Origin of the sequence: Tanticharoenia sakaeratensis NBRC 103193 (genome assembly GCF_000963885.1) — a bacterium.
Classification (GTDB): Bacteria; Pseudomonadota; Alphaproteobacteria; order Acetobacterales; family Acetobacteraceae; genus Tanticharoenia; species Tanticharoenia sakaeratensis.
Window position 1 is genome coordinate 1 of the sequence record NZ_BALE01000024.1, and the last position, 26854, is coordinate 26854.

The following is a 26854-nucleotide window of genomic DNA, read 5'->3' on the forward strand; positions in this document are numbered from 1 at the left end:
CCTGTCACGCCACAGAATCAGCGTTCAGTGGAGCCGCTCTAGCTTTACTCTTCATACTTCCAAGCCTCTACAATTTCCGTGAACTCACCTTTGTTGTGGAAACGTCGAAATGTTCTTTCATTAAATCCTTTGACAAAAGAATATGTTGATAATTTCGCCATCAGCGATGAGCTAGAAAGACGGGCTACATTCGCAGATAGAATTTGATCAAGAGCTATCAGGTTCTTTCGATCTGTGAGATGCATATTATTGAAATAAATTCCTACATATGCGTTGCTTTTATTGTGAGTAAGCTGAGTATTACTCGTAAGGAAGCGAACCCTCTTTATGAGAATCCGATATGCCTTCTTATGATTTTTTGACCTCTGACTCTCATACCTCTGAAAGCAGGCTGATAGCCTGTTCTTATATCTCGCAAGTCGCTTTCGGCTCATAGAAACTGACAAACCTGAGCGAAAATCTATGCGGTACCCTAGATACTCAAAGCTCCACGCATTCTTCGCGTCTGGAATTCCCTGGCTATCAACAGGTGACTCCTTTGTTTTCTGCGCGGTCTCGTTCATTGTTAGAGAAATGTCGCTCAGGTAGTCGCGAATTTTTGGGCGTTTCACCCTAACATCTGTTCCAGGCAGTGGCGCAAAAAGAATAACAATATCGTCAACATATCTGGCGTAAAAAACCACTTCGCCTAATATCTTTATACGTTGGTCGAACTCTCTCATGTAAAGTTCCGATAAGTAGGAACTTATCCCAAGCCCTCGAGGCAAGCCAATCCCCGGTGTGCCAGCCAACCATGCATACCTGAATAAAATTCCCGAGATAAGTCTGAGGGATTTTTGACTGAGGAGTTGATCCTCCTTCAACTTCTTAAGTATTCGGTCGTGGGGAATGCTTTCAAAAAAGCTCGAAATATCCGTTCGTAAGACGTGATAGTTAAAGCCATCCGATATCATACCAATCAGTTGCTTCATCACCTCATCTCTGTTGGCCGGCTTGAGACGGTAGAGAGACGCAAGGTTGGATTCCAACTTTTTGATTGCGTAGAACTGGTCGGGAAGCTCTTGATCTATAACGTAGACTTTTTTCCCCCAGGACCGTCCTCTTGGGTGAACGAAACTTCAAAGTCTTTCCTGTTTATCTGACTGGAAACACCATCAAGCTCTCGGAACAGAGTATCATCACGCTCGCGCCGCTTCTCTTCGCGGCGCTCCTTAAGGTGATTGAACTCAGCCTGTTCTTCGTCTGAGTATTTTCTTGGATGGAGATGTCTGAATTCTTTGGTCTCTCGAATAGCCTGTTTCAGCTCTTCCGTCTTCGCTTTCACAGAAACGAAGAAGTCAAGATCCCGAACTCTCCCCCGCCGCTTCTCTCTCTCAGATATTTTCCTGAGGTTTCCTGCAGAAAATGTTTGGTCTAACAAAATATACTCACGTGGCTTTAATATGGGTCGGTGTGAGGGTGCGGCCTGCCTCACTGAAATGCAACCCCCGTCAAGGCCGCCTACGAATTCGTTCACCTAGCGATGTAGACTTCCGTCTTTTGCTTACATGATCTGGTTGAACGTTTTTGTAAGGCTGCCGTTAATACTTGACGCAGCGAATGACCACTTCCTGCCATTAGCACCAGGCAGAGTACAATGCGGCATCTGGATGGCGGGGTCTGCTTAGAGCTACGAGCCGCCTCAAGCGTCTTGGAAGAAAATGTCAGCTTTTTGGTTCATTTCGTCCCAACAGTGGACATTCCGGTTCCCCCTATAACTGCCGTGCGTCCCGACACGCCAACTACCAACCGCCCCCCTCACAACATCGCCCCATCCCGCCCTGTCATTTCCCGCCGGATCATCTTCATCGGCACGAGTCCGGCGCCGAGTAGGGCATCGTGGAATGCGGCGAGTGAGAACGCGTTGCCCTGCGTCGCCTTCATGTCCTGCCGCAGATGCAGGATCATGAGCTTGCCGAGCAGGTATGAGTAATACTCGGGGTCGGCCGTGCCGCGCCGCGCTTCCTTGTAGGCCATGACCGACGACTGGAAGCATTCATGCTGCATCAGCCCGGTTGCCTGCTGCAGCGTCATGCCCTGCGTGTGCATGCCGAAGGAAGCCAGGAAGCGACAGTCCCGCAGAAGGGCGTCCTGCAACTGCGCGAGATGCAGCCGGGCGTCCGAGGCATGGAAGCCCTGCTCGATCATCATCTGTTCGGTGTAATGCGCCCAGCCCTCGGTCGTGGCATAGGATTGCGCGCTCTTGCGCGTCAGGGACCAGTCTGGATTGGCCCGCAGATAAAGCCCCTGCACGAAATGACCCGGCATGGCTTCGTGCACGGTGATGTTGAGCATGGACGGCGTGTTGTCGTCCTCGAGCGATTCCTCGGCCTGGGCGGGCGACAGTTTCGGGTCGATCGGGGTAACGTAATAGAAGGACGTCGTGGCCTTGGTCTCGAACGCGCCGGGCCAGTCCGTCGCCGCCGTGATGAGGGACCGCTCGAAGCCCGGCGTATCCAGCACCTCGGGCAGCGTCATGTTCGGCAGCGTCACCAGCCTGTGCGCCGTCACGTACGTCTGCGCATCCGTCAGCTGGTCGCGCACGAGCTGGTTCAGTGCAGGTGCAGCGACATGATCGCGGCGGATTTCCGACAGTGCCTGATCGGGGTGGGCCGGATCGACGGCCCGGGCCGCCTCGTGGAACGCGGCCTGATCTTTCGCGAGCTGCGCGCGTCCGGCCGCGATGATCGTCGCGATCGGCGTGTCGACCATCTCGGTCGCCAGCATGGCGTGGATCGTATCCGCACCGAGGACGAACGTGCCGCCCGGCCTGATCGCATCGAGCCGGGCCTGAAACGCCTTGAGAGCCGCGAGTGTCGTTCTTGTCGTCGCGCGCAGGCGCGCCTGCAAAGCCTTGTCCTTCACGTCGGCGAATGCGGCCGGCACGTTGTCGCGCACGAAGGTGATGGCGCCCGCCAGATCTTCCTTCGAGATCTCCACAAAGACGGCCGGCACCTGATCGAGTTGTCCGGCGCCCGTCGCGAGCATCGCCGGGATCTGCGCCTCGCGCGCGACGACGTCCCGCATCCGCACGGGCAGCGGCGCGAAATCGCGGTCGATGAGGCTGTAGAGCGCGGCCGTGGCGAGGTTCACGTAGAAATCGGGATTGTGCCGGAACGACTGGATGCGCTCGTTCTCGATCAGCTCCCGATCGATCGAAGCGACCAGAATGTCGCGATCGTCCTGCCTGCGCTGCGGCAACGCCTTGACGTCCAACGCCGCCAGCGCATCGCGTTCGCGGTGCAGGCGCGCTGTCCGTTCGGCAATGACGGCAGCGGAGACGTCATCGAGCTTGCCGTCCGTGGCGTGGAGCCCGAGCGCCGTTGCGTTCACCGGGGCCGCCGCCCATTCGGCATCGAAATGCGCCTTCTCGAGCGCATCGAGCGACGGGGCAGCCTGCGCGCCCATCGTCGTCATCATTGCAGCCAGGGCAAGTGCCGGAGTGAGTCGCGTGCGGCGTGAGCGTGTGTTCATGCCGTGACGATAATGGCGGTGACTATGATGCGCAAACGCAATGGGACACGGATGCGAGGGCCTTGTGAGCGGAAAAGACCGCCGGCGACCCCGGGCCTCCCGCAGGCAAGCTCGCGCCCTCCATATCGGGGGCCATAAGTTATTTTTATATCGCCAAAGCATCGGCCGTGAAGGTGCAAGCCTCGACATGCCAGAGCGTTTCGATATCGATAGATTCCATTGGCGGTCCGATGGCGATCGAGAGAGCCGCCGGCGTCGCACGTTTGTGAACGGATGCCTGAAGCAAGGCTGTTTTTCCAAGAACGCCCCAGCCGATTCATCCTGCGGGGCATGAAAGATTTGACCGCTCCCTGTCGCACGAGAGCTGAAGAGAGAGACGAATGCTGAAGCGGAGAAGCCTTCTGAGTGGTGCTGCTGCCGGAGCCGCCATGGTCATGGTCGGCCCGGCGCATGCAGCATCGGGTCATCCGTCGGCACCGGCGCGGAGATGGTGGAAGGAAGCCGTCATCTACGAAATCTACCCACGCTCGTTCAGGGATTCGAACGGCGACGGAATCGGCGACATTCCCGGCATCACCGAGAAACTGTCCTATATCCGCGACCTCGGCGCGGACACGATCTGGCTCGCACCGATCTTTGCCTCGCCCAATCGCGACAACGGCTACGACATCAGCGACTACAAGGCCATCATGCCCGAATTCGGGACGATGGACGATTTCGAAAAGCTGATGACGAAGGCATCATCCCTTGAAATTCGGATCATACTCGATCTGGTCGTGAACCACACCAGCGACCAGCATCCCTGGTTCCAGAAGAGCCGCGCGTCGCGCGACAACCCCTATCGGGACTATTACATCTGGCGTGATTCGGAACAGGGTCGCCCGCCCAACAACTGGCCGTCTCCCTGGGGTGGCAGTGCATGGACATCCGATGCGGCGACGAACAGCAATTATCTGCACCTGTTCTCGCCCTACCAGCCCGACCTGAACTGGGACAATCCCGCCGTTCGGGACGAAGTCTTTTCGATCATGAAGTTCTGGCTGGACAAGGGGGTCGCCGGCTTCCGCATGGACGCCATCACCATGATTTCCAAGATGCCGTCCTTCCGGGACATGACGCCGAAGGAGCTGCAGGCACCCGAATACGTGTATGCGGCCGGCCCGCATCTGCATGCCTATCTCCGCGAAATGAACGACCGCGTCCTGTCGCACTACGACGTCATGACCGTCGGCGAGGCGTACGGCATGCATGCGGAAGATATCCCGCTCTTCACGGACAGCGCCCGACGCGAGCTGGACATGGTCTTCGCCTTCGACATCGTTCATGTTGATCGGCAGGGCTGGCGCAAGGTCGCGTGGCCCTTGTCGAAGCTGAAAAACATCTATGCCGCCGCAGGGCGTCCAAAGTCGCGGGATTCGTGGAACACCGTCTTTCTCGACAATCATGACCAGCCGCGCGCCGTCTCGCGTTTCGGCAACGATACGGCCCCGTTCAGGGAGGCCTCGGCCAAGGCGGTCGCGACCATGCTCCTGACCCAGTGCGGCACGCCCTTCATCTACCAGGGTGAAGAGCTGGGCATGACGAACCTTCCCTTCAGCGATCTCGCGGATTTCGAAGACGTCCAGGCCCCGATCGAGTGGGATGCAAAAGTGAAGCGTCAGGGCATCGATCCGGAAGCGTTCTTCGAGAGTCTGAAGGGACTGGGCCGAGACAATGCCCGGAGCGTCATGCAATGGGACTCGTCCCGCAACGCCGTTTTCACCCGGGCGGAAAAGACCTGGTATCGGGTCAACCCGAACTACACCGAGATCAACGCGCAGGACTGCCTTCAGAAGTCAGGCTCCGTGTACCATCATTTTCGCGATCTGATCGCATTGCGACGCCAGTATCCGGCGCTGGTCTACGGCTCGTATCAGGACCTCGATCCCGATCACCCCGGCGCCTTCTTCTATGCCCGCCAGCAGGGGAACGACAGGATTCTGGTCCTGATCAACATGTCGGATCGCGGGTTTACATACGAGGCCCCCGTTCTCACCACGGCGTCGCTTCTGCTCTCCAGCGTGAAGCATGAAGGCGCTGCAAAAAGCGTGACGTGGCTCGCACCATGGGAAGCGCGTATCTATCGCGCGTGAACTGCTGCGCCTCCCGCAAATGATCCGGCCCGGCCCATATCGAGGCGGCACCGGATCGGATGATCCCTGCGAGCAACCGTCTCGCTGAGAAAGGCAGGCGCGGCTTCGGCACTCCCTGCCGCGGCCTACACCATGTCTCCGCCACCCAGCGGAGGTGCTACGTCTTCAAGCGAGCGCCCTTCCGCATCCACGCCCCAGACCAGTGCGACGAGCGCTGCAAAGGCCATCAGGGCGGCCGCGACCACATAGCCCAGGCCCAGTTCGCCGCGTGCCCCATGGCCGATCAGCAGGCTGAATGCGAACGGCGCGAACACGCCGCCGAACAATGTGCCGCCCGCATAGAACAGCGCGATGGCAAGCGCGCGCATTTCAAGCGGGAAGATCTCGCTCGCGGTGAGATAGGCCGAACTGGCGGCAGCAGAAGCGAAGAAGAAAATCGCGGCCCACAACAATGTCTGTCCGAGTGCGCCGACCTCTCCCTGCACGAAGGCGATGGTCATGCCGATCATCAGAAGGGCGGACAGCCCGTAGGTCGCACCGATCATGCGCCTGCGGCCGATCGTGTCGAAGAACGGCCCCAGAAGGATCGGCCCGAGCAGATTGCCGATGGCCAGCGGCAGCAGATACAGACCGACGGAATCGGGTGCGACCGCATCGTAATGCGTCAGCACCATGCCGTAGGTGAAGAACACGGCGTTGTAGAGAAACGCCTGCGACACCATCAGCACCATGACGTAGAACACACGGGCGCGATACTGCGTCGCCATGATCAGCAAGGCGCGGCGGAGCCCGAACGAGCCTTGCGCATAGATGCGGATCGCGGGCACCGCGCCGGGCACATGTGCGCACTGCGCCTCGATCCTGTTGATGATGGCCGTGGCTTCCTCGACCCGACGATGCGTCATCAGCCAGCGCGGGCTTTCGGGCACCCACGCGCGCATGCCGATCACGCACAGTCCCAGGAACGCGCCGATCCCGAACAGCGCCCGCCAGGCCACCGCCATCGACAGGACATGGCTGTGCAGGAGCAGCATCGTCCCGGCCGAGCCGAGTGCCGCGCCCGCCCAGAAGGTCGCATTCACGATGAGATCGACGCGACCGCGCAGGCGCGCCGGGACCAGTTCGTCGATCGCCGAATTGATGGCGGCATATTCGCCGCCGATCCCGATCCCGGTCAGAAAACGCGCAACCGCGAAACTCGCCATGTCGAACGACACCGCACTTCCGGCGACGCCGAGGATATAGATCCCCAAGGTCAGGAAGAAGATCTGCTTGCGGCCCATCCGGTCGGTCATCCAGCCGAACAGGAGAGCCCCGAACACGGCGCCCGCAACGTAGAACGATGCCGCGGCTCCGATCTCGGAGGCGCTCAGGCCCAGTGTGTCGGACCTCTGCAGGATCGGCCCGAGCGCACCGACGATCGTGACCTCGAGTCCGTCGAGGATCCAGGTGATGCCGAGCGCAATGACCACGACCATGTGAAAACGCGACCACGGCAGCCGGTCCAGGCGCGCCGGGATCGTCGTCCAGATGATGCCGCGCTCTTCGTCGGAAATCTGTTCTGCCGTCAGGGGTACTGTCTGATCCATGGATCCGCCTTTGCCACGTCTGGATGCACAGGATGGTCGCGGGCAACGGGCGCGCGCGTGCCTCGGTTTCGACCCCACAAGCTTATGTGATGATCGTAACAACGAATCACATGAAGCAGATATCATCTATCCTTGGCCGTTAGACAGTCGCCGTGCCGGATACACGGTATCCAAGGAAAATATGCCAAGGCCCTCAACAATGGTGTGGCAAAACGGAGCGCGCTTTACGTTGGTTCCGGCGTTCGGAGTTTGCTCACCATCCGCAGGACGGCGAACAAGCCCTGCGGCGCGCCCGAAAGCCCTCGCAAATTCCGGTCTCACGGGCAGCGCCCCCGGCGCCCATGAACGTGCAGACAGGATAGTCTCCATCCGGGATCACCCTGCTCGACCGCCGTCGGGCCGAGCGTCCGGACGTCCGCCCCGTGTCACGTTGCGCGCGAAGCGCCCAAATGCTTCAGCGAGCGCAAGATCATCAGACCAGCGTCGCATCATCGCCTTGTTCCCGCCGCCGGACGCAGTGCGTGATTCCAGACACGGATCGCAGGGTCCGGCCTCAGCGGCAGGTACTGGCGCCGACGTCCCCCGACAAGGCAGCGTGCGCGAAGCGCAGGGCGTCCGGCATGGACTTCTCCAGCGCGCCGCTATGACCCTGTCCGGGATAGGTATGCAGGGCGACGGACGTGCCGGCAGCGCACAGATCGGCCCCAAGCCGCTTCTGTTCGGCCGGAGCGATCTGGATATCGGCTGTACCGATCGCCAGCAGCAGCGGCTGCGTCAGGTGCAGCGTCGGATAGCGTCCCCAGGCCAGGGCCGGTGCAAGCGCCTGTGCCGCATCGGGCGTAAACGTGTTGGCGGGCGTCAGCCCGGCATGATCGACGGCTCCGTAGAAATCCCCCAGGCACTCCTCCTGCGCGCGTCGGTAGAACGCGAGCGCACGGGGGCGGAACGCCTGCTGCGGATCGAACGACGGATCGGCGCTGCCCAGCGAGGCACCAAGCATGAGGCCATAGACCACGTTCGGTGAGAACTGGCGCGCGGTGCGGCCCGTGCCGAACAGCGTTCTGCCGCTGTCATCGTTGAAATAGGGCGGCGCCACCGCGATCGTGCCGCGGATATGAAGGGTAGGGGCATAATCAGGCGCCATTCCGGCCGCCGCGATCGCCGCCTGCGCGCCTTGCGAATGGCCGTCGATCACAACGTCCTGCCCGACGCCTGCAATCGCACTCTGCGCCGCGCGGACACCATCCAGAACAGCGGCACCTTCCGACCGCGCATTGAGATACAGATCGTGGCCGGGTTGACCCATGCCGGGATAGTCGGTCGCCACGACCGCGAAGCCATGATTGAGCCATGTGCGGTAGAATTCCGACTGGCGCACGCCGATCCCCTGCACGGAGGGCGCACAGGTGATCGCAAGCCCCGTCGTGCCATGCGCCCAGGCCAGCACCGGCCAGCCACCGGCCGGCGGCGCGCCGGGCGGCAGCAGGACCTTGGCCGATACGAGGACGAGCTTGTGCGGGTCCAGCGCGTCCTGCGAACGATAGACCAGCTTGTACGTCGTGCCGGGCAGGGAACTGCTCTGCTGCGTCAGCGAAACCCGCTGCCCGGGGGCCGGTCCTTCGCCCTGGAGATCGGGGATCGGCACCTCGTGCGCGCAGCCTGCAAGGGCGAGGAGGGACAGGGCTGCGAGGCGGACGGATTGCTGCATGAATACCTTGTATGGTCGAGGAGCCGATCGGGAGTATTCCGTCCACACCGCGCCCGCCGCAAGAGAGGCGGCCAATCCGCATCCCTCGCCCGACGTCCGTGTCTCGTCGATTGCACGTCCGGATTTCCGGAGCGGCCGCGATGGGATAGACAGCATCATGATGGAAATGTCCGACAAAAAGCTGTTTGTCTTCTACCTCGGCGGTGCCGCGCCGGGCGCGAACATCGAGGTCCACGACGTGCAGTTCGCTGTTGCCGAGCGGCCGGAGGAGGCCCATGCAGGCCTTGTCGCGCGTTGGTTCGGCACACGGGGCTCGCTGCATATCGATGCCTACGGCATCGTGTCCTGGGCGGATGGCTACTCCATATCGCTCCGGCCGGAGCCGCAGGCCCGCGCCCCGCGCCTGTATTTCATCAACATGGGCGGATACGAACCGGGTGCCCTGAGGGAAGATCACGAATTCACATTTCTGGTCGCGCATTCGCCGGATGAAGCCAAGTCGAAGGCCAGGCATATGCTCCTGCCGGGGCGGACGCATCGCCACCGGGACAACTTCATGGAAGTCGATGATTGTGTGCCGCTGGACCAGATCGACGGGCTGCATATCCATCTGACGCCATGTGAGGAAGGATCGCCTGTCACGGCCGCCTGGCAGGGCTACGAACGGATCTGAGCGACAGCCGTCCGGCGAAGGTAGACAGGTGTGCCAAGGCTCCGACCCGGATGGGCCTGAGCCGCTGCGGCCCGCCGGTCCGGCAGTTTGAAGACGGACACGTTTTCGCAAGAGAGACCATGTCATGACAGACGGCCTGACCGGTACGATCTGGCGAGCCGCTGACCCCGGAAACGGCGGAAGCCATGTTCCAGGGCCTTTTCTTCGACGATGATCGATACGATCTGTCGGCTGCGTCAAGATGAACATGCGTCTCGAGGTGGATGCGCAGGACACGCTTCGTGTCCTGCGCAAGGAAGACATCCTGCGCACCGTGAAGATCATGTGCGAGCTCAAGGAGGGGCGCGGGCAGATCGACGACATCGACAATCTCGGCAATCGTCGTGTGCGTTCGGTCAGCGAAATTGTCCCGGCAATGCGCGCCGAACCCTGCGACTGAAAAATTCGTCTGGCCAGCTTGAGATCATGGCGGATGGGCTATCGGCAGCTCTGCAAATGCCAACGCTGCCTCAGCCGAACATCGCGCCCCATGCATCCCAGCCGGTCACGATCCGCGCGATCATCGCATAGCCGCCCGCGTTCGGATGGATGCCGTCCCCGTCGGCGCATTCCTGTTGCCAGATCCCGCCCTCTCGTGACGCGGCATCCGGCATGCGATGGAACAGCGGCAGGAACGGGATGTCGAATTCTGCGCAGACAGGGGCCAGCACATCCGTCAGGGCCGCGATCCGCAGATCCAGCGTCGCCTCGAAGCAACGCGGCGGCCCGATCATCAGGACCGGCCACCCCGCCCGCGCCGCATCCGCGAAAATGGACTGTGCTGTCTCGATCGTCTGGTGCACCGGCACGCGCATCTGTCCAGCGACACCCGTCACACAGTCATTCACACCGAACGAGAACACGAGGCCCGCCCGTATGCCCTCCGGAAGCCGCGGTCCGGCCTCGGCATTCCAGCGGCGGGCGATATCGATCGACGTCTCCCCGCGCACCCCCAGATTATAGGCCGTCAGATCCACGCCGCGCTGCCGGACATCGGCCACGGCGCGGCCGACCCAGCCGAGGGCCGTGTCATCCCCGGTGCCGGCCGTGAAACTGTCGCCGAAGAAACAGACCCGCATGTCGTCGGTTTCAGTCATGATGCGTGTCAGGCGGATTGCCCGGCGGATAGGCGGGCAGCCAGCCCGGGGGATGCGGAAGGGCGGCGGGCTGGTTTGCAAGCTCCGCCTGCAGCGTCGAGACGGCCGTCTCCAGCTGCTTGTCCTCGCCGCGCAGGAGATCCGCAGGCGCATCCTCCACCACGATGTCGGGATCGACGCCGTGGTTCTCGATGATCCAGTGTGACTTCAGGTCATACAATGAATCTTCCGGAATCGAGATATAGCCGCCGTCCAGCAGGTTCCACATGCCGCGGATGCCGCGCACACCGCCCCAGGTCCGGGTCCCGATCAGTTTTCCAAGCCCGTACTGACGGAAATAATACGGGAACATGTCGCCGTCAGACGCGGAATAATGGTTGATCAGCGTGACTTTCGGTCCCGCGATCAACTGGTTCGGCAGCGTCATGCCGTAGCCTTCACGGTCGGTTCCCATGCCGATCAGGACACGGCGCAGACGCTCGAGAATGATTTCGTCCACGAAGCCGCCGCCGTTCCAGCGGTCGTCGATGATGACGGCCCGCTTGTCGAGCTGCGCATAGAATTGCCGCATGAACTGCTGAAGGCCGAGCGCTTCCATGTCGGACAGATAAATATAGCCGATCTGCCCATGCGACAGGCGGCCGACCTCATCCCGGTTGTGCGTGATCCAGTCTGCTTCCCGCAGCGACAGCTCGCTCTTCACCGGATCGACCAGAACATCACGCTTCGCGCCGTCGATCCGGTCGGATACCGTGATCGAGATCGGGCCGCTTGCGCCTGCGAGCAGGCTGTCCGGATCAGTCGGCGCCTCCAAAGCAACGCCATTGATCGCCAACAGATAGTCTCCCTCATGCACGGCGAGCCCCGGCTGGGCGAGCGGCGCGCGATAATCGGGGCGTGTGTTGTCTCCGCGCAGGACATGCACGATCCGGTAGCGGCCCGTTGCCTCGTCCACGGCCAGATCGCAGCCGAGCAGCGGCGTCGGTGCCGGCGGCGTGAGATCGTCCATGTCACCGCCGCCCGCATAGGTGTGGGAATTGCCGATCTCGCCCTGGATCGACCCGAGCAGCCAGTTCACATCCTCGCGCGAGCCGAGCAGGGGCAGGAACTGCGCGTATTTGTCGTGGATCTGCTGCCAGTCGGTGCCGTTCATCTGCGGATTGAAGAACAGATCACGCTCCAGACGCCAGGCGTTCTCGAACATCTCCGCCCATTCCTGCGGCGGCGTGACCCAGCTGCGCAGTTTCGAGACATCGATTTCGTGCGCCTGCGTTTTCGGCTTCGTCTCCGCGATGAAATACTTGTGCTCGCGGGCGAACATGGCATGCGAGCCATCGGGCGTGAGCGCGAAATTGTCGAGACCCGTCTGAAGAACCTCGTCCTTGCGTGCCGTCAGATCGTAGTGGTGCAGGGCAGATTTCTCGCCCGGGAAGTCGCCATCCAGCAGGGAGGGGGGCTGCGTCATGTAGAACACGCCCGGACCCGCCGTCTGCACGCTGACGATCGTGGAATCCTCCACCGGCACCTTCACCGCGCGATCGGCCAGACCGTAGAGATCGATTTTCACACGATCATGAGCCGCGGGTGCGGGCTGCGGCTTCGGCGAGCCCGCTGGCCCTGATTCGTCGGAGCGCGGTGCGAAAGGCGACGGCGTCGTGCGCGACAGGGTCGTGACGTACAGTCCGGTCGATTTCAGGAGGGCGACATTCGTCTCGTTCTCGGCGACCGCCAGATGTTCCTGACGTTGCGAGGCAAAGAAAAGATATTTCCCGTCCGCCGAAAAGGCCGGCAGGCTGTCGGAATTGCCGGGCGCACTGATGCGGGACAGCTGGCCGGTCGAGATTTCGTAGAGATAGAGCGCGCGTTGCTGGTTGGGCAGGCTCATGCTGAAGGCGAGCCACTGCCCGTCCGGCGAGAACGCCTGATCGTGGATTTCCATCTGCGGATCGGTGGCGATCCGGACGGGGTCCCCGCCGCGCGCATCGATCAGCCACAAGGCATGGGCACCATCAGAAAATGCGAGATGCAGACCGTCAGGTGCGAAAAGAGGGCCATAAAGATAACCCGTCCTGAAATGCGTCAGCGCGCGTGCGGGACCGCCCGATGCAGGACGCAGCATGACCTGCTGCGATCCGGTCTCGTCGGACGTATAGGCGATGGTCGCGCCATCCGGCGAAAAGGCCGGATGGTCGTCATCTGCCGTCGAGGACCGCGTGAGATTGCGCATGGCCCCATGTTCAGCAGGGACCGTCACGATGTCGCCACGCGCGGAGAAGGCTGCCCGCAACGCGTTGGGCGCAATCGCATAATCGGCCTGCCCGGCCATGTCGGTCGCACGAATGGATTTCGACAGATCCGCAAGCCGCGGGTTCGTGCGCGTTCCATCGTCCGGAACCGTCGTATCCACCCTGTGCAGCGTCTCGGAGGGCAGATCTATGACCCACAGCACGCCGCCCTGCTGGAAGGTCAGGCCGCTGTCGCCCAGAGACGGAAAATCGATGTCGAAGTCGGTGAAGTGCGTGACCTCGCGGAACTGCTTCGTATCGAGGTCATAGACCCAGATGTTGGCGCGTCGGTTGGAATCGTGGTCGGAAAGGAAATAGATCTTCCGGCCGAACCACATCGGCTGCGTGTTGGTGCAGGACCAGTCCGTGATCTGCGTCAGCGCATGGGATGTCAGGTCATACGTGAAGATGCTCTGCGCCAGCCCCCCGTTATAGCGCTTCCATGTCCGCCAGTCGCGCAGGATGCGGGTAAGGGCGACTGTGTGACCATCCGGGCCGAAGGTCATGAAGCCCGCGCGATCCAGCGGCAGGGCGGATGGCTGTCCCCCGGTCACCGGCACGCGGTAGGGCTGCATGATCCAGCTGTTCCAGGCACGCCTGCGCGACAGGAACACGACCGACCGGCTGTCCGGCGTCCACGTCACAACCGCATTGTCCGGCCCCCAGCGTTCAGGCGCGCTGGAGGCGATGTCGGAATGCCAGGTCAGGCGCCGTGCCGGACCGCCTGCGGCCGGAATCACATAAACGTCGCGATTGCCCTGGTAGGAGGCCGTGAAGGCGATCCACTGCCCGTCCGGCGAATAGCGCGGCAGCATGTCCTCGCCCGCATCCGATGTCAGGCGCGAAGCCGGACCCCCGTTGCGTGACACCCGCCACAGGTTGCCGTGCGCGACGAAGACCAGATCCTGACCATGCAGCGTCGGATAACGGGGCAATGCATGGAGCGGATCGGGCGCCTGTTCCGTGTCGGGCGAGACGGACTGCGCCTGCGCAAGCGGCGCGAGCGCGGCAAGGCAGACCGCGGCCAGCAAGGATCGGGCAAGGGCGCTGCGCGGTCGGATCATGCGGATCGTGTTCCCGGAAGATGTGACGTTTCGCTCAAGGGAACGATGCCCGGGCAAGGGCCGTCAAGACACGCGCTTGGTTGCACGCGCCGCGCGCGGTATGAGGCGTGCCATACGAGACTGACAGGCGAGATCACGTTCCATGACCGATACCCCTCCCGACCGGCTCTGCGCCAACCCCGACAGCCCGTTTCATGACGAGCGCGCGCTCGAACGCGGCGTCGGCGTCCGGTTCAAGGGCGAAGAGAAGACCAATGTCGAGGAATACTGCGTCAGCGAAGGCTGGGTGCGCATGGCGGTCGGCCGGACGCTGGATCGCAAGGGCCGGCCCATGACCGTGCGCGCGACAGGCCCGGTCGAGGTCTGGTTCAAGGAAGGCGAAGCCTGAAGCGGCAGACCGGCCGGCCGCCGTTGACGGGCGGCGGCCACCCCTGACGGGAGCGCGGAGCGTCCATACGACACGGGAATTTTACGAACCCTTTCGCGCGTTCTAGGTTTTGCCCTGCAAGACGTCCGAGATCGAACGCCGAAGGAGAATCCCCATGGCCGAGAACGCAAACCCCGTCGCATCACCCTCCGAAATCGCCGTGGATGACCGCTTTACCGTCGTCATCGTCGGTGGTGGGGCGGCCGGCATCACGGTCGCAGCCCAGCTTCACAGGCGCCGGCCGAATCTGGCGATCGCAGTGGTCGAACCGTCGACCACGCACGCCTATCAGCCGGGCTGGACGCTGGTCGGTGCCGGCGTCATGTCGCTGGCGCAAACGCTGCGTCAGGAAGGCGGCCTGATCCCCGAAGGCGTCGACTGGATCCGCGATCGCGTCGTCTCGTTCGAGCCCGACGCCAACACGGTCACGCTCGGTTCGGGCCGCAAGCTCGGGTATCGCAGGCTCGTCGTCTGCCCCGGCCTGCAGCTGGACTGGGACAAGATCGAGGGACTGCCCGAGACGCTTGGCCGCAATGGCGTCACCAGCAATTACTCGCGCGAGACCTGCGCCTATACCTGGCAGTGCATCGAGAGCCTGGAAGGCGGCACAGCCCTGTTCACCCAGCCGCCGATGCCTATCAAATGCGCAGGTGCCCCGCAGAAGATCGTGTATCTGGCGGCCGATCACTGGCGCAAGCGCGGGACCCTGCATCGCACCCAGGTCGAGTTCTCGCTCGCCGGCGACGTTCTGTTCGGCGTGCCGTATTTCGTGCCGGCGCTGCAGAAGCAGATGGACTATTACGGTGCCCATCTGCATTTTAAGGAGAACCTCATCCGCGTCGACGGGGCGAAGCGCGAGGCAACGTTCCAGCGCGTCGGAACCGATGAAACCGTCACGCGCAAGTTCGACATGCTGCATGTGACGCCGCCGCAAAGCGCGCCCGATTTCATCAAGTCGAGCCCGCTCGCCAATGCGGCCGGCTGGGTCGACGTCGATCCCGCGACCCTGCGGCATGTGAAATACGAGTTCATTTTCGGCCTGGGCGACGTCGTCGGCACATCGAATGCGAAGACGGCTGCGGCCGCCCGCGTCCAGGCGCCGGTTGTCGTGGACAATCTGCTCGCATCGCTCGATGGTCGCCCGATCGGCGCGCAATATGACGGTTATGGCGCATGTCCGCTGACCGTGTCGTATGGAAAGGTCGTGCTGGCCGAGTTCCTCTACGGCGGCAAGCCTGCACCCAGCTTCCCCTACGACCAGCGCAAGCCGAGCCGCTTCGCATGGATGCTCAAGACGCAGGGGTTCCCGCGACTGTACTGGCAGGCCATGCTGAAAGGCATCGACGTGAAAGTTCCGCACAAGGCGATCAAGGCGGACTGATCATGAATATCGCCGGTGCAATGATCGCGCCGGCGAACAGATTTTTTTAAATTCGGCTCACCGGGCGAGGTGCATGTTTTCGCCCGGTGTCGAACCCGTCGCCGCAGCGTGGCTCAGAAGAATTCCACGTGGCTCTTGAAACCGAGCATGGCGGCATTGCGCAGGTTATCCTGCCCGTTCGGATTGAAATAATATTCGAACACCGGCTGGAAGATCACGCCGCGCATGACGTGAATGGCGTAGTTGGCTTCGAGTATTTCCGCATGGCTCTGCACGCCGGTCGCGTGGTTGGGGAGTGCCTTGCCTTCTTCCAGCAGTAGCTGGTCGGTCAGCGTGACGCCCGGTGCGATGCGCGTGTAGGTGAAGGCGAGGCCGATCGTGTCGAACGGGCGTGACGGCCAGAAGCCGCGATCGAGGAACGCCACATAGCCTTCCCACTGGCGCACCGACGTATGCGGATCGTTGTAGACGACGCCGGTGAGGGCCGTGATGCCCGAGTCCTTGCCGCCGTTCTTGAAATGAACCAGCCGCTGATCGAACATTCCCCAGCTCGAATACCCCGCGCCGTGCATACGCTGGCTTCGGCCGCTCAGGGCATACAGATCGCCGAAACTGTCGAAGAGATTGTCAGGCTGCTGCTCGTCCAGCAACGATACGCCCAGCTTGTAATGACCCGGCAGGCTGCCGTTGCCGAACAGGGGCTCGACGCCGATTTCAAGCGGCACGGTGAAGCCGATGATGTTCGACCCGTTGAACTTGAAGCCTGTGCGGTGCTGCGCAACCGCGTAGACGCCATTTTCCATCGGATAGACACCGAACTGGGCATAGGTCAGGCGCGTCGGACGGAAACGTGCGCGAAAGGCCCATGTGGAAGCCGGATAGCCCGGCGAGAAATTGCTGTCGGTAATGCCCTTCGGCCGTCCGCACATGCTGTTGTTCATGAAGTTGCAGAAGAGCGAGGATGCGGCGAAATCCGAAACTTCCGGCATACGGCCGGCAGCAAGCGCAATCCGACCGCCCAGCAGCGTCTCTTCCGCATAGGCCAGAACGAGATGGACCACGACGTTGCCGCCGCCGCCGTAATCTTCGGACGAATGGTTGAGCCAGTCGCCGAACATTCGATTCGCGGTCGTACCGTAACGGCCGACGGTGATCATGTGCGTCGCGAGACCGCGGATCCCGGCGAGCTTGTCCCAGTCGATATCCAGCTCGTCAGCATACTGGCCGGCATTGCTGGCGCCCTGCTTGTAGGACACAAAACGCGGATTGCCCTTCGTCGGCGGCGTAATGGCACCTGCGAATTCGTTCGTGTTGTCCAGCAGAATGTTGATCCCGTGGTCGCGCAGCCACGTCTGTATCCCGAACGGATTGGTGAAGATCGCCTCGGGATGCGAGAACGGCGGCACAGTCGTTTTTGACGACGGCTTCGGAGGCAGGGGCGTGCCGACCCGGATATTCGGCGAGGAGCCGATATCGTTGTCCAGAACCTGTGCGTGAGCAGGGAGGGAAAAAATCAACGCCGCGGAGACGAAGACGGACAAGGCGGCACCCGGTCCGAAAAACCGGGGAAAACGAAAGGACATGCGCAACCGTAACGAAAAAATGAGCCAGGTCGCATTTTTTTTATCAAAACACTTCGGAACTGTCCCGTCTTAGTTGCCCGGTCAACGGATTGTGAGTGTCACTCCGTATCGATCGAGCGCTTCGGCAAAAGCGCGGGCACGAACAGGAGTGTCGCAAGCAGGGTGCAGCCGAGCGACATCAGCAGCAGCCGGCCCATGCTGGCCGTCCCGGGATGGGCGGAGGCCGCGAGCGAGCCGAACGCCGTGCCGGTCGTCAGCGCGGAAAACAGCACGGCCCGCGCGGTCGGGGATTCAAGCGGGCCCCGGACGCCTGCGCGCCAGTTCATGACGAAATAGATGTTGAACGACACGCCGACACCCAGGAGCAGGGGCAGGGCGATGATGTTCGCGTAATTCAGGGTCTCCGGCACGCCCACGATGATGATCACGGTCATGAGCGAGGCAAGGACCAGCGGCGCCAGGACAAGGCTCACGTCGAGAATGCGACGCAGAGCGGCAAGCAGGATCACCGCGATCATCACCAGCGCGGACAGGGCCGCGACCGTGAAGGCATGCGTGATGGTGTGCGCGCTTTCGGTGATCTCGATGGCGGCGCCGCCGACATCCGGATTGACCGAACGCAGCTCGGCCACGAAGCGATGCAGAACCGAATTGGCCGACATCTGTCCCTTCGGATGGATGCTCAGAAGTGCCCGCCCGTCCGGCAGCAGATAATCGCGAGCCAGCGACAGCGGCACGTCGGCCATCGTCATGGGCTTCGGCGCAAGCACGTCGCGCAGTTCGTCGAGCTGACCCGGCAGGAAGCGCGTCAGTCGGTCGTTGGCCATCAGGATCTGCTGGTCGGGCGCCTTGGCAAGCTGCGCGAGTGCCGACTGGATCGTGCGCAGCGGGCTGTCCTGCGGCATCTTGTCGAGTACGGCACCCAGCTTCTGGGCGGCATCGCTTGCCGCTGCACGCAGGCTCGCGGCATCAGGCGGACTTGCGGGCGCACTCGGAGCGATCGTCGGCAGCAAAATGGACGCCGTGTCCTCGATCATCGCGATCTTGGTCTTCTGATCGGACGGCACCAGGGCGCCGATCCAGATCACGTTCGCAACTGACGGAAGAGCCTCCAGCTTCGCCGCCCATTCGGACGCCGTCTGCACGTTGGGTGCGAGCAGCTCCGCGCCATAGGGCGAATTGATTGGATCCGCCTCGAGAAGATGCAGGGCGCGCATCCCCTCCGAATTGGGGTTCTTGGTGTGCAACGGATCGGCATCGAAATGCAGGCGCGGAATCAGGATCAGGCCCAGAAGGGCCAGAAGGCCGAAAACGCCCAGCGTCGGCACGCGATAGCGACGCAATGCATGATCGAGCCCGCGCGCGCGCGCGAACCCCGGCGGACGATGCGCGATCCGGGCACCGCACAGGTTCAGAAGCGCGGGCAGAAGCGTCAGCGTCGTCGCGAATGCGATCAGCATGCCGAAACCCGCGATCAGGCCGAGCTGGGCAACACCGATGAAGCTCGTCGGCGTGAAGGCGAGGAAGCCCGCAGCCGTTGCCAGCGCCGCGACGAGGATCTGCTGACCGGTTTCCTCGCCGGTCCGCTCCAATGCCGTCAGCCTGTCCGGCAGGCTGCCATCGGCCAGGCGCTGCGCGCGGAACCGCACGGTGAACTGAATCGCAAAATCCACCGCGATGCCGACGAACAGGATCGCGAACGCGACCGAGATGAGATTGAGCGTGCCCACGCTCAGTGCTGCAAACCCGGTCGTCAGCACGAGCCCCGTCACGAGCGTGATCAGGATCGGCACGATTGCCCGCCAGCTCTGCACGGCCAGCACGAGCCATGCCGCAACCAGGGCGAGCGACACGATCAGGCCCAGCGTCATGCCATGGGCGACCGTCGCGAACTCCTCGTCGGAGAGCTGGACCTCGCCCGTGATCATGGCGCTTGCAACACCTTCGCGCACATAGGGCAGCGCGTTGATGGCGTGGCGCATCGCATCGGACGCGGGGCCGCCGGGCTGAAGCGAGCTGTAGTCAAGACGCGGCTTGGCCACGACGAAATGATACTGGCCCGCCATGCCCGACAGCTGGCTCGCGAGCATGTTCTGCCACGAGAGATAGGCCGGATGCCCGTCGGCTGCGGCTTTCAGGGCCGTTGCGAAGCCGTTCAGCTCGGGGCCGAAATTGGTCAGGTCAGCCTGTCCGGTCTGCAGGCCCTGCCCGATCAGGCCTAGGGTCTGGAACACACCGCGCGCCGTGGGATCGGCATTCAGGGTGCCGAGAAAGGGCTGGGCCGCGACCGTGCTGTCGAGCAGCGACTGAAGTTGCGGCTTGTCGAGGAACAGAAGGCCTTCACGCGTGATCGCCGGATCGTCGGCCGGATTGGTCACGCTCAGAAAATGCTCGTGGTCCTTGGAGAGGACCGCCGTCAGCGCACGTGCCGTGGCCAGCCCCTCTTCGGGAATGTCGGACCGGATGACGGCCACCAGCGTGTTGTCGTTCTGGGGAAACAACTTTGTCAGCGCTGCATTGCGCTGCTTCCACGGCAGAGTGGCCGCGAACATCCCGCCCGTATCGGTCGTGACGCCGAGATGCGCCACGCCGCCCCAGATGCTGCCAAGCGCCAGGACCGCGAAAACGAGGATGGTGACTGCGAAGCGACGGCTGCACAGCGCGACGATACGACCGATCAGGGAAGCAAGCATCAGGAAGAGGACGATCCGGCAACGTTTGTATGGATGGCGTCGTAGCCCATGCGCCCTCGATTGCCGGTACGCAAGCGGTCAAATCCGCGAAAGGATCACAAGACCCATGGGGAAACCGGCATTCCCCGAGGAACGCCGGTCTCTCGAATGGGAGGCGCCGTCGATCCTCAGTTCGACGAGGCACCCGTGCCGCGCGCGATCGAGCCCTGCGCGCTCGAAGCGCCACGAGACATGTCGTGGCCGACGGAGCTCACGTCCTGGCCGGCACCGCGCATGGTATTGCAGGCTGAAAGTCCTGCCGTTCCCGCCAATGCCGCAAGCAGGGTCATGGCCCGCAAGGCATTGATGCGCGACGTGGTGGTCTTGGTCGTCATGACGATTTTCCTCGAAACGAAACCGCCCGTTCGTGGCCGATCGGCACACGGTCGTTGGGGGTGCGGTCTGAACTCGGCGCGATGATCAAAGTTCATGCACATATTGCGGATGTGCTCATGCATGCCGCGCATGCACACTATTGCTTGAGGACCCCATCCCGCATGGCACGACACCACCAGGACCGTTCCGGACACGACTCGCCTGTCATCGTCTGGTTCCGAGAAGATCTGCGTCTGGGCGACCACCCCGCGCTGCACGATGCGGCGGCGACTGGCCGTCCCGTGATCTGCGTCTGGGTGCTCGACGAGAAGACCGGGCGCGCCCCGGGTGGGGCCGCGCGCTGGTTTCTCGCGGGCGCGCTCGAATCCCTGCGCGACGATCTGGCCCACCATGACGTGCCGCTTGCGATCCTGTCCGGCGATGCACAGACGCTGATCACTGATCTGGCCCGCCGATGCAAAGCAGGTGACGTCTTCTGGAACGACCGCGTCGAACCGGATCAGGCGGCACAGGACGACCGGATCGAGAAGGCGCTGGAACAGGACGATATCGCCGTCCATCGCAGCATGGCCATGCTGCTGCGGAGGCCCGGGGTGCTGAAGACGAACGGCGGCAAGCACTATCAGGTCTTCGGCGCCTACTGGCGGGCAGCCGGCAGTGCAGGCGACCCGCCGGATCCGCTGCCGGCACCGCGCAAGCTTCAGGGCGCGCGACTGCCGCATCTCGATGCGAACATCATTCTGGATCCGGCCTCCCTGCGTCCGTCCCATCCTGACTGGGCCGGCGGCCTTGCAGAGACGTGGGAGCCGACCGAGGACGCGGCGACCGAGCGCCTCGCACATTTCGCAAGACACGAACTCTCCGACTATGACGGACGTCGGGACGATCTGGCAGCAGGCGGCACGTCTCGCCTCTCGGCCGATCTGCGCCACGGGCTGATCTCGCCCCGGCAGGTCTGGCAGGCGACGCAATCGACCCGGGCGCGGGCCTCCGGCTTCCTGTCCGAGCTCGGATGGCGCGAATTTTCCTACGATACGCTGGCCCGCACGCCGGATCTCGCATCCAGCAACCTGCGCGACCGGTTCGACCATGTGAAATGGCGTCGGGCGCCTGCCGAACTGAAAGCGTGGCAGCAGGGACGCACGGGCGTTCCGATCGTGGATGCGGCCATGCGGCAGCTCTGGCAGACGGGCTGGATGCACAACCGGGCGCGGATGATTGTCGCATCCTTTCTGGTCAAGCATCTGCTGATCGACTGGCGCGCCGGCGAGCAGTGGTTCTGGGATACGCTGGTCGATGCGGATCCGGCCAACAACCCGGTCAACTGGCAGTGGGTCGCGGGCTCGGGGATCGAGGCGACACCGTTCTTCCGGATCTTCAATCCGGTGCTGCAGGCCGGGAAGTTCGATCGGTCCGGCGAATATGTGCGCACCTTCGTGCCGGAAATCGCAAAACTTCCCGATCGCGCGCTGCAAACGCCGTGGGAGCAACCGGACGACGTGCTGTCGCGAGCCGGCATCACATTGGACAAGACCTATCCGCGCCCGATCGTCGATCTCAAGGGCGGGCGTGAACGCGCGCTCGAGGCTTACAAGAACACCGAGCCTGCCTGATTCCGGTCAGAGCCTGCGCACCGTGATCCGGCGCGCGGGCTCGCTTGCAAGCTCGATCGCAAGATCGGTGCCCGAGGCGAGGCCGGCGACCTGCTCCAGTGCGGGCCGCATCGCTACCACCGGCACGCAGATGTCGCCGATCTCGCAGCGGATCTCCGGGATGATACCCAAGGGCGGCAGGCTCTGCCCGTCTTCATCGCGGATTTCGCTCAGATGCGGCTGGGCGAGGATCAGGATGCCATGCAGCATGGGTTCCGAGATGATCGCAAAGCGCTCCCACCCTGCCAGCACATTGCTGCCGAGTTCGAACGGTCCCATGTTGACGCTCTTGGCATACGGACCGGCGCGGCCCGCGCGCTCCGCTTCCTCGTCGCGCAGACCCACGAGACCGTCACCCGTCTCGATCGCCGTCAGACGCGGCAGCGGGCTGGGCAGCGAAACCGTCTTGCGCAGGTCGATCGGCATCGGGCGCTGCTCCGGATCCTCGCACGTGAACCAGATGCCGGGATAGCGATCGACGGTGATATCCTGCATCACCAGACGGTCCTGGACCGGATCATGATCCATGACGCGCCCGTGCCAGTCCATCAGCCAGTAACGCGGTCCGGTGTCGCTCATTCTCGAGATCCTGTTTCCCTGCCGTCCAGTTCTATGCATTTGCGCATGACCGACGGCAACGCATGACGGGCGAGTCCGGTCTCATCCGCAGCGAACCCGTCACGCAACGCACTGAAATCCTGAACGTCGGCTGCAACCACGATGATCGTCAGCGCGAAATGGGTGAATACGTGGCGCACCGTTCCAACCACGCGCCATTGCGCCGCGAGAGGCGCGAACGGCAGCGCGTCCTGTCCATTGCCGGTGGTGCCGGGGACGTTCCACGGCGCATCGGTCCACGGCGTGCCCGGCAGTTCCGTCATGCCGCCGAGCAGGCCCCGGTCGGGACGGGTCCGCAGCCAGATCGCGCCGGCCCGGTCGCGCAGCAGGAAGTGCACGCCATGGCGCTCCGGCTTGACGGCCTTTGGCGCCCGGACCGGCAATCGCTCCGGCGCGCCCGTCGCGGCACCGTCGCAGGATGGGCGCCAGGGGCACAGCGCGCAGAGCGGGCGGCGGGGCGTGCAGATCGTGGCGCCAAGGTCGAACAGCGCCTGCGCAAAGTCCGAAGCCCGCGCCTGCGCCTCAGGTGCTGCATTCAACGTGGCCGCCTTCGCTGCCAGCGTGCGCCGGGCACCGGGCAGCGGGGCATCGATTGCGAACAATCGTGCCGTGACGCGCTCGACATTGCCGTCAACCGGTACGACCGGCAGACCGAAGGCAATGGCACCCACGGCGCGTGCGGTATACTCGCCGATGCCGGGCAGGGCGCGCAGGCCTTCGAGATCGCGCGGGAATGCGCCCCCCAGAGCCGTCACCGCCTTGGCGCACGCATGCAGGTTGCGGGCGCGGGCGTAATACCCGAGGCCCGCCCATGCGGACATGACCTGCCCGGCCGGTGCCGCGGCCAAGGCCTCGACATCGGGGAACAGGGCGAGGAACCTGTCGAAATACGGTTTGACGGCGGCAACCGTCGTCTGCTGAAGCATGATTTCGCTGAGCCAGACCCGATAGGGGTCGGGCATCTCGCCCGGAAGGGCACGCCACGGCATGATGCGGCGATGCCGGTCATACCAGGCCAGCAGGTCTGAACCAGAAGGAAGCACGTCCGGGGTATGGCCAAGCGCGTGGCAAATCGCAAGGCGTCGGGAAAGGGCGGAGGCGGTGATGCCTCCGATGCTGCATGGACGGCGCGGCGCACAGGTGTTGCGCGCACGCTCGGCGCGCTCCTGCCGAAAGTCACCGAAAGCGCCTTTCGCAAGCGCCCGGCCGCATCCGGACGGCTGGCGCTGGACTGGGGGATCATCGCGGGGCCGAAACTTTCGGCGGTCACCGAACCGCGCCGTCTGAGCGCGGGGACGCTCACGCTCGCCTGCTCCGGTCCCATGGCGCTGGAACTCCAGCATCTCAGCCCGCAGATCATCGCGCGCGTGAACCGGCATTTCGGACAGACCATCGTCGAGCGCCTGCGCTTCGTGCAGGACGCGACCCTGCCTCTGCCGCGTACGGCACGCCCGGCCCCGGCGGAGCCGGTCGCGGTCGACGGCGTGGATGATCCGGCGCTGGCCGAGGCGTTGGGACGGTTGGGCGCGCGGATTGCCGCGCGCGCGGCATCAGCCCGACGGAAGCGCTAGCTCCAGCTCCTCGAGCCACACGCGGGCATTGCCGTCTGATGGCGCACGCCAGTCTCCGCGCGGCGAAAGCGAGCCCGCGGCCGACAGTCGCGGCCCGTTCGGCATGGCCGAGCGCTTGAACTGGGAGGTTGCAAAGAACCGGCGCAGGAAGACCCGCATCCAGTGCGCGATCGTCGGCAGATCATAAGCGATGCGCGCGTCCTTCGGGAAATGCGCGGGCCAGTCCCCGCTTCCGGCATCGGACCATGCGACTTCGGCCAGATAGGCGATCTTCGACGGCCGGAATCCGTAGCGCAGGACATGAAAAAGCGTGAAGTCCTGCAGCGCGTAGGGACCGATCTGCGCCTCCGTGCTCTGCGCCTTGCCATCGATCCCCGCAGGCACGAGTTCGGGCGAGATTTCGGCACTGACGATGTTGTTCAGCAAGGCGCCGATGCCATCTCCCAGCGCATCGTCGCGGCCCAGCCAGCGGATCAGATGCTGGATCAGGGTCTTCGGCATGCCCGCATTGACGTTGTAGTGCGACATCTGGTCGCCGACGCCATAGGTGCACCAGCCGAGCGCCACCTCCGACAGGTCGCCGGTTCCGACCACGATGCCGCGTGCCTGATTGGCGAGGCGGAACAGGAAATCGGTGCGCAGGCCGGCCTGCACGTTCTCGAACGTGATGTCATGAACGGCTTCCCCGTTGGCGAACGGATGGCCGATCTCCCGCAGCATCAGATCCGCACTCGGCCGGATGTCGAGCTCGCGCGCCGTGATGCCGAGCGTCTTCATCAACCCGTGCGCAAAACCCAGACTTTCCGATCCGGTGCCGAATCCCGGCATGGTGAAACCATGGATCGCGGTGCGCGGCCAGCCGATCTCGTCGGCGACGCGCGCGCAGACCAGCAGGGCCAATGTGGAATCGAGGCCACCTGAAACCCCGATCACCATCGTCTGCGATCCGCTGTGCTCCAGACGCTGACGCAGGGACATGACCTGGATCGTCCAGGCCTCGTAGCAATCCTCGGCCAGACGGGACGGATCATCGGGCACGAAGGGGAAGCGCGGCACGCGACGCTTGAGCGGACGTGCATCGAGCGGCGGATCGAGCGTGAAGTCGATCCGCCGCACGGCGATCGCATTGTGGTCGGCGTTGGCGCCGAACGTTCCCGCGCGCATCCGGTCCTGACGCAGCAGGTCGCAGTCGATGTCGGCCGTGACGATCCGCGCGCCATCCGGAAAACGATCGGATTCCGCAAGCAGCCTGCCGGCTTCATGGACCGTCGCCTGCCCGTCCCAGGCGAGATCGGTCGTGGATTCACCGGGGCCCGCCGCGGCATAGACGTAGGCGCTGAGCGTTCGGGCTGACTGCGCGGCACAGAGCAGATGACGCTCGCGCGCCCGTCCGATGGTCACCGGGCTGGCCGACGGGTTTGCGATGACGGTGGCGCCCGAAAGGGTCAGCGCCCCACTCGGCGGCTCCGGCACCCACAGATCCTCGCAGATCTCGACGCCCAGCACGAAGCCCGTGACGTCCGTGGCTCCGAACAGGAGATCGACGCCGAACGGGACGTCTGCCTGTCCCAGTCTGATGGATGCATTGCGCAGCCCGGCGCCGGACGCGAACTGTCGCGCCTCGTAGAACTCCCGATAGTTCGGAAGATACGATTTCGGCACGACGCCGAGGATGCGTCCGCGATGCAGTACGACCGCCGTGTTGTACAGCCGCCCGCGCGCGCGCAGGGGAGCACCGATGACGATCACGGGCAGGAGGGTTTCGCTGACCGTCCGCAGATGCTCGATCTGCGCCTCGACCGCATCCAGCAGGGCGTCCTGCTGACGCAGATCGTCGATTGCGTAGCCGGACAAGGACAGTTCCGGAAATACCGCCAGCGCCACACCGTCGTCGTGACACTTGCCGATGCTCTCGGCGATGGCCTCGGCATTGCGCGTCGGATCGGCCAGCGCCACCGGCACCGTGCATGCGGCCACGCGCGCGAAGCCGTGGCGATAAGGCGAGCGGAACTCGGCTGTCATGATGCACGCCCCTTCCCGGGTTTTCCAGATTGCCCATGATGCACGCAGCGGCAGATGTCGTGCAATCGCAACACCGCGAGGCCCCTGGACGCCGGGGCCGGAACTGTGCCCCCAAATGCAACGTTCCGCCCCTGACCGCACGCGCCGGGGACAGTCCCGCGCGGCATCGCAGAAGGACGTCGCGTCATGGAACTGCTACACTGGACTTTGGTCTTTCTTGTCCTCGCACTGATTTTTGCCGTCCTCGGCTTTGGCGGTATTGCCGCGTCTTTTGCCTCGATCGGCAAGATCCTGTTCTTCGTCTTCCTGATCCTGCTGGTGGTCAGCCTCGTCATGGGACGGCGCGGTCGCACGCGGCTCTGAGAAGCCAGATTCAGGCCTCGTCTCGGGGCCAGATAAAGGAGCCGGGTCCATCCACAGGTGGGCCCGGCT

General features: G+C 63.4%; 20 protein-coding genes and 1 pseudogene. 8 read left to right on the forward strand and 13 right to left on the reverse strand.

The window, feature by feature from the left end:
• Positions 1-44: 44 nt before the first annotated feature.
• From drt3a to B8446_RS09275, 3 genes are all read right to left on the reverse strand, one after another.
• On the reverse strand, positions 45-1070 hold the full coding sequence (gene drt3a, locus B8446_RS09270; protein ID WP_306301106.1) for an antiviral reverse transcriptase Drt3a: 1026 nt from the start codon (positions 1068-1070) through the stop codon (positions 45-47).
• The gene (locus tag B8446_RS16415) at positions 1067-1516 is read right to left on the reverse strand and encodes a hypothetical protein (protein ID WP_199484084.1); all 450 of its coding nucleotides are present in this window, start codon (positions 1514-1516) and stop codon (positions 1067-1069) included. Before B8446_RS16415 ends, drt3a begins: the two co-directional genes overlap by 4 nt.
• A gap of 281 nt (positions 1517-1797) precedes the next feature.
• Positions 1798-3513, reverse strand: a complete 1716-nt coding sequence (locus tag B8446_RS09275) for a DUF885 domain-containing protein (RefSeq protein ID WP_084712226.1) — start codon at positions 3511-3513, stop codon at positions 1798-1800.
• 380 nt (positions 3514-3893) lie between these two features.
• Here B8446_RS09275 and B8446_RS09280 point away from each other — a divergent pair, with 380 nt between their 5' ends.
• Positions 3894-5645, forward strand: a complete 1752-nt coding sequence (locus B8446_RS09280) for an alpha-glucosidase (RefSeq protein WP_048849083.1) — start codon at positions 3894-3896, stop codon at positions 5643-5645.
• 125 nt (positions 5646-5770) lie between these two features.
• On the opposite strand, the gene B8446_RS09285 is transcribed toward B8446_RS09280, so the two are convergent.
• Both B8446_RS09285 and B8446_RS09290 read right to left on the reverse strand, forming a co-directional pair.
• Positions 5771-7234, reverse strand: coding sequence for an MFS transporter (locus B8446_RS09285; RefSeq protein ID WP_048849084.1), 1464 nt, complete (start codon positions 7232-7234; stop codon positions 5771-5773).
• Between the two features lie 553 nt (positions 7235-7787).
• Complete coding sequence (locus B8446_RS09290; RefSeq protein WP_053053793.1) at positions 7788-8942, reverse strand: alpha/beta fold hydrolase; 1155 nt, start codon at positions 8940-8942, stop codon at positions 7788-7790.
• Between B8446_RS09290 and B8446_RS09295 the strand changes: the two genes are divergently transcribed.
• Complete coding sequence (locus B8446_RS09295) at positions 8941-9615, forward strand: DUF1543 domain-containing protein (protein WP_241767724.1); 675 nt, start codon at positions 8941-8943, stop codon at positions 9613-9615. The genes B8446_RS09290 and B8446_RS09295 overlap by 2 nt on opposite strands.
• 143 nt (positions 9616-9758) lie before the next feature.
• Positions 9759-10024, forward strand: a pseudogene (locus B8446_RS09300) (hypothetical protein); the annotation flags it as partial.
• Positions 10025-10124: 100 nt separating this feature from the next.
• Here the strand turns inward: B8446_RS09300 and B8446_RS09305 are convergent.
• Both B8446_RS09305 and B8446_RS09310 read right to left on the reverse strand, forming a co-directional pair.
• Positions 10125-10751 carry a GDSL-type esterase/lipase family protein gene (locus B8446_RS09305; protein WP_048849086.1) on the reverse strand — a complete coding sequence of 209 codons (627 nt, stop codon included), beginning with the start codon at positions 10749-10751 and terminating at the stop codon, positions 10125-10127.
• Positions 10744-14100, reverse strand: coding sequence for a S41 family peptidase (locus tag B8446_RS09310; RefSeq protein WP_048849087.1), 3357 nt, complete (start codon positions 14098-14100; stop codon positions 10744-10746). Before B8446_RS09310 ends, B8446_RS09305 begins: the two co-directional genes overlap by 8 nt.
• A gap of 142 nt (positions 14101-14242) precedes the next feature.
• Between B8446_RS09310 and B8446_RS09315 the strand changes: the two genes are divergently transcribed.
• Positions 14243-14488, forward strand: coding sequence for a DUF3297 family protein (locus tag B8446_RS09315; RefSeq protein WP_048849088.1), 246 nt, complete (start codon positions 14243-14245; stop codon positions 14486-14488).
• 154 nt (positions 14489-14642) lie between these two features.
• Positions 14643-15908: an NAD(P)/FAD-dependent oxidoreductase gene (locus B8446_RS09320; RefSeq protein ID WP_048849089.1), complete on the forward strand. Its 1266-nt coding sequence runs from the start codon at positions 14643-14645 to the stop codon at positions 15906-15908.
• A gap of 113 nt (positions 15909-16021) precedes the next feature.
• Here the strand turns inward: B8446_RS09320 and B8446_RS09325 are convergent, their stop codons facing one another.
• The 3 genes from B8446_RS09325 to B8446_RS09335 form a co-directional block, all read right to left on the reverse strand.
• Entirely contained in the window at positions 16022-17491 is a 1470-nt protein-coding gene (locus tag B8446_RS09325; RefSeq protein ID WP_053053794.1) for a carbohydrate porin, read from the reverse strand.
• A 98-nt stretch (positions 17492-17589) separates the two neighbouring features.
• A complete protein-coding gene (locus tag B8446_RS09330; protein WP_048849090.1) occupies positions 17590-20184 on the reverse strand; it encodes an MMPL family transporter in 2595 nt (864 codons plus the stop codon).
• A gap of 167 nt (positions 20185-20351) precedes the next feature.
• Entirely contained in the window at positions 20352-20558 is a 207-nt protein-coding gene (locus B8446_RS09335; protein WP_241767725.1) for an entericidin A/B family lipoprotein, read from the reverse strand.
• Positions 20559-20720: 162 nt separating this feature from the next.
• Between B8446_RS09335 and B8446_RS09340 the strand changes: the two genes are divergently transcribed.
• The gene (locus tag B8446_RS09340) at positions 20721-22172 is read left to right on the forward strand and encodes a cryptochrome/photolyase family protein (RefSeq protein WP_048849113.1); all 1452 of its coding nucleotides are present in this window, start codon (positions 20721-20723) and stop codon (positions 22170-22172) included.
• A gap of 6 nt (positions 22173-22178) precedes the next feature.
• Here the strand turns inward: B8446_RS09340 and B8446_RS09345 are convergent, their stop codons facing one another.
• Together B8446_RS09345 and B8446_RS09350 are read right to left on the reverse strand one after the other, a co-directional pair.
• Positions 22179-22790 carry a hypothetical protein gene (locus B8446_RS09345; RefSeq protein WP_048849091.1) on the reverse strand — a complete coding sequence of 204 codons (612 nt, stop codon included), beginning with the start codon at positions 22788-22790 and terminating at the stop codon, positions 22179-22181.
• Positions 22787-23818, reverse strand: a complete 1032-nt coding sequence (locus tag B8446_RS09350) for an A/G-specific adenine glycosylase (RefSeq protein WP_048849092.1) — start codon at positions 23816-23818, stop codon at positions 22787-22789. The genes B8446_RS09345 and B8446_RS09350 overlap by 4 nt, the downstream gene beginning before the upstream one ends.
• 63 nt (positions 23819-23881) lie before the next feature.
• Here B8446_RS09350 and B8446_RS09355 point away from each other — a divergent pair, with 63 nt between their 5' ends.
• Entirely contained in the window at positions 23882-24400 is a 519-nt protein-coding gene (locus B8446_RS09355) for a DUF721 domain-containing protein (RefSeq protein WP_084712230.1), read from the forward strand.
• Here the strand turns inward: B8446_RS09355 and B8446_RS09360 are convergent.
• Positions 24380-26422 (reverse strand): NAD(+) synthase, encoded by a 2043-nt coding sequence (locus tag B8446_RS09360; protein ID WP_048849093.1) that lies wholly within the window; start codon positions 26420-26422, stop codon positions 24380-24382. The genes B8446_RS09355 and B8446_RS09360 overlap by 21 nt on opposite strands.
• Before the next feature lie 186 nt (positions 26423-26608).
• Here B8446_RS09360 and B8446_RS09365 point away from each other — a divergent pair, with 186 nt between their 5' ends.
• Complete coding sequence (locus B8446_RS09365; RefSeq protein WP_048849094.1) at positions 26609-26785, forward strand: DUF1328 domain-containing protein; 177 nt, start codon at positions 26609-26611, stop codon at positions 26783-26785.
• Positions 26786-26854: the final 69 nt, after the last annotated feature.

Coding starts and splice junctions, on each gene's coding strand:
- B8446_RS09315 (WP_048849088.1), top strand. CDS start 14,243: ATGACCGATACCCCTCCCGACCGGCTCTGCGCCAACCCCGACAGCCCG.
- B8446_RS09285 (WP_048849084.1), bottom strand. CDS start 7,234: ATGGATCAGACAGTACCCCTGACGGCAGAACAGATTTCCGACGAAGAG.
- B8446_RS09345 (WP_048849091.1), bottom strand. CDS start 22,790: ATGAGCGACACCGGACCGCGTTACTGGCTGATGGACTGGCACGGGCGC.
- B8446_RS09355 (WP_084712230.1), top strand. CDS start 23,882: ATGGCCAAGCGCGTGGCAAATCGCAAGGCGTCGGGAAAGGGCGGAGGC.
- B8446_RS09290 (WP_053053793.1), bottom strand. CDS start 8,942: ATGCAGCAATCCGTCCGCCTCGCAGCCCTGTCCCTCCTCGCCCTTGCA.
- B8446_RS09350 (WP_048849092.1), bottom strand. CDS start 23,818: ATGCCGTGGCGTGCCCTTCCGGGCGAGATGCCCGACCCCTATCGGGTC.
- B8446_RS09330 (WP_048849090.1), bottom strand. CDS start 20,184: ATGCTTGCTTCCCTGATCGGTCGTATCGTCGCGCTGTGCAGCCGTCGC.
- B8446_RS09365 (WP_048849094.1), top strand. CDS start 26,609: ATGGAACTGCTACACTGGACTTTGGTCTTTCTTGTCCTCGCACTGATT.
- B8446_RS09305 (WP_048849086.1), bottom strand. CDS start 10,751: ATGACTGAAACCGACGACATGCGGGTCTGTTTCTTCGGCGACAGTTTC.
- B8446_RS09280 (WP_048849083.1), top strand. CDS start 3,894: ATGCTGAAGCGGAGAAGCCTTCTGAGTGGTGCTGCTGCCGGAGCCGCC.
- B8446_RS09275 (WP_084712226.1), bottom strand. CDS start 3,513: ATGAACACACGCTCACGCCGCACGCGACTCACTCCGGCACTTGCCCTG.
- B8446_RS09310 (WP_048849087.1), bottom strand. CDS start 14,100: ATGATCCGACCGCGCAGCGCCCTTGCCCGATCCTTGCTGGCCGCGGTC.
- B8446_RS09335 (WP_241767725.1), bottom strand. CDS start 20,558: ATGACGACCAAGACCACCACGTCGCGCATCAATGCCTTGCGGGCCATG.
- B8446_RS09325 (WP_053053794.1), bottom strand. CDS start 17,491: ATGTCCTTTCGTTTTCCCCGGTTTTTCGGACCGGGTGCCGCCTTGTCC.
- B8446_RS09295 (WP_241767724.1), top strand. CDS start 8,941: ATGAATACCTTGTATGGTCGAGGAGCCGATCGGGAGTATTCCGTCCAC.
- B8446_RS09340 (WP_048849113.1), top strand. CDS start 20,721: ATGGCACGACACCACCAGGACCGTTCCGGACACGACTCGCCTGTCATC.
- B8446_RS09360 (WP_048849093.1), bottom strand. CDS start 26,422: ATGACAGCCGAGTTCCGCTCGCCTTATCGCCACGGCTTCGCGCGCGTG.
- B8446_RS09320 (WP_048849089.1), top strand. CDS start 14,643: ATGGCCGAGAACGCAAACCCCGTCGCATCACCCTCCGAAATCGCCGTG.